Source organism: Lysinibacillus sp. LK3, assembly GCF_001043675.1.
GTDB lineage: Bacteria > Bacillota > Bacilli > Bacillales_A > Planococcaceae > Lysinibacillus > Lysinibacillus capsici.
The window spans coordinates 1-2,528 of sequence record NZ_LDUJ01000044.1 but is presented as its reverse complement, the minus strand read 5'-3'; the positions used below and the strand labels follow the sequence as shown (position 1 = coordinate 2,528).

The following is a 2,528-nucleotide window of genomic DNA, read 5'->3' as shown; positions in this document are numbered from 1 at the left end:
TATATTGCTAAGCAACAAAAAGCTAGCCAAATGATTATTTATATATTACTTATTTTCTTATTTATACCAATCATGTCGTTGTATTGGTTACAGAATATGGCCACTAAATTTACAATTGCAATTTTCTTATCATACTTAATAATAATTTGTATCCTAATCATTATTCCTAGAATAAAGATATACTCAATGACAAAAAAAGAATCCAAGGTAATTTTAATTCTTTTATTTTTCGGGATAACTGCTATTGTATATGGAATGCTTTTTTTAACCGGAGGGCTAAGCCGAATAAATTTGAATTTATTGGATGTTTATGAAACAAGAGAGGCTTACTCTATGAATGAGGGAAGAATTTTAGGGTATCTATTACCGTGGCAGGCCCATGTTGTGAATTTGCTCTTACTAACATTAGCTCTCTATAATAGAAAATACTTACTAGCAATATTAGTATTATCTATGCAGATTTTTCTATTCTCTATGACTAATTTTAAGAGCCACCTATTTGCACCTGTTGTAATACTAATGTTTTATTTTTTTCAGAAAACAAGATGGAAAGATTATTTTTTATTAATTATGTCAACAGGAGCTACTCTTTTAGTGAGTTTTAGCTTAGTTGTATTTACTATTTCAAACAATCTTTTGTTAGTTCCTTCGATTTTTATAAGAAGATTGTTCTTTGTTCCAGCTCAGTTACATTATCAATATTATGATTTCTTTGAATTAAAAAGGAAATTTTACCTAGAACATTCTATATTAGAAAATGTTATTCCAAGTTATTATAATACTTCGCCAGTAGCATATATGGCACAAGAGTTTTTTAAACGTGAATTTGCTCCAAATGTAGGCTACTGGGGTGATGCTTATGTAAACTTCGGTTATAGTGGAATTTTTATTTTTAGTATTTTACTTGGAATAATACTTATAATTATTGATAGTGTATCTAATAAAATACCATTATTCCTAACAATGTCAATTTTGGTTATTCCGGGGATGAGTTTAATTAACTCAGCATTTTTTACATCATTATTAACACATGGAATATTATTTTGCATATTATTACTTTGGATAGTAAATGGATTATATGGAAGAAATCAAGATAAAAGTACATGAAGGTATTTAGTAGTCAGCGAATTATATATAAAATATAAAGTGGAAAGTGAATGAAACTATTATGAAAATTCCTATGTTAGATTTATCTGAACAATATCAAACTATTAAAGATGATATTTTAATTGAGTTAGATAAAGTAATGTCATCCTCACAGTTTATTTTGGGTAATAATGTAAAAAAAATAGAAGAAGATATAGCGAAATTTAGTAATACTAAATACGGGGTGGGAGTAGCTAATGGATCAGATGCAATTAATATTGCATTACAAGCTGCAGGAATAGAAAATGGTGATGAAGTTATTACTACAGCATTTACTTTTTTTGCAACAGGAGGTTCAATTACACGCACATCTGCCAAACCAGTATTTGTTGATATTGACCCCATTACTTATAATATCGATCCAAAAAAGGTTGAAGAGGCAATAACTGAAAAAACTAAGGCTATTATTGCTGTTAATTTATACGGTCATATGGCGAATATTATAAAACTAAGTGAAATTGCTAAGAAGCATAATTTGGTCTTAATAGAAGATGCTGCACAGGCAATTGGTGCTAGACAAAATGGCAAATCAGTTGGTGAATTAAGTAATGCTGCCACATATAGCTTTTTCCCTACAAAAAATTTAGGTGCATATGGTGATGGTGGTATGATTGTAACTAATGAGGAGCAGATTGCAGAGAATGCTCAAGTAATACGAGTACATGGTAGTAAGCCAAAATATTATCATAAAATTATGGGGTATAATAGCCGCCTTGATGAGATACAAGCTGCAGTATTAAATATTAAATTACCATATTTAAATTATTGGACTGAACAAAGAAGAAAACATGCTGCTTATTATACTGCAAATATAAACGAAAAATTAGGGGATGTTATTAAAACTCCAGTAGAGCTTGATGGTTATTATCATGTATATCATCAATACACAATTCAAGTAGGGGATAGAGATGAATTACAGAAGTTTCTGAAAGATCAAGGAATATCTACCATGGTATATTATCCCGTCCCATTACACTTACAGCCTGTATTTAAAGAACTAGGTTATGTTGAAGGAGAGTTACCTATTACTGAAAAAGCATCAAGAGAAGTCCTTTCTTTACCAATGTTTCCGGAATTGAAAAAGGATGAACAGGATTACATTCTTGAAAAATTAATAGAATATTATAAGAGATAATCATTTAATAAAAAAGGACATACATAATAATTGCTGGTATTGTATGTTCTTTTTGTATTTACCAAATTACTTGGTTAGATTAGGGAGCACATAAAAAATATCGTTTATGAAATAAAACAATGACAGTAAACTTTTGTTAAGTAAAAAATTTTGCAAGTGTTGGAATATAATCGAAATATATTTTCTTGAATCGAATTAAGTAACAAATTTTTTAATTGATAAATAAAATCATTATTAATCAATAATA

The 2,528-nt window shown here is 28.8% G+C and carries 2 protein-coding genes; both read left to right on the top strand.

The features are described 5' to 3' along the window. Positions 1-1,107: hypothetical protein (locus tag VK91_RS21925; protein ID WP_048395904.1), on the top strand; the 1,107-nt coding region annotated here is incomplete at its 5' end. A 61-nt stretch (positions 1,108-1,168) separates the two neighbouring features. Further along, positions 1,169-2,281 carry a DegT/DnrJ/EryC1/StrS aminotransferase family protein gene (locus VK91_RS21920; protein WP_048395901.1) on the top strand — a complete coding sequence of 371 codons (1,113 nt, stop codon included), beginning with the start codon at positions 1,169-1,171 and terminating at the stop codon, positions 2,279-2,281. The last annotated feature ends 247 nt before the right edge of the window (positions 2,282-2,528 follow it).

Bases quoted from the DNA above. Each gene is read 5' to 3' on its own strand.
- VK91_RS21920 (WP_048395901.1), top strand. From the start codon at position 1,169: ATGAAAATTCCTATGTTAGATTTATCTGAACAATATCAAACTATTAAA.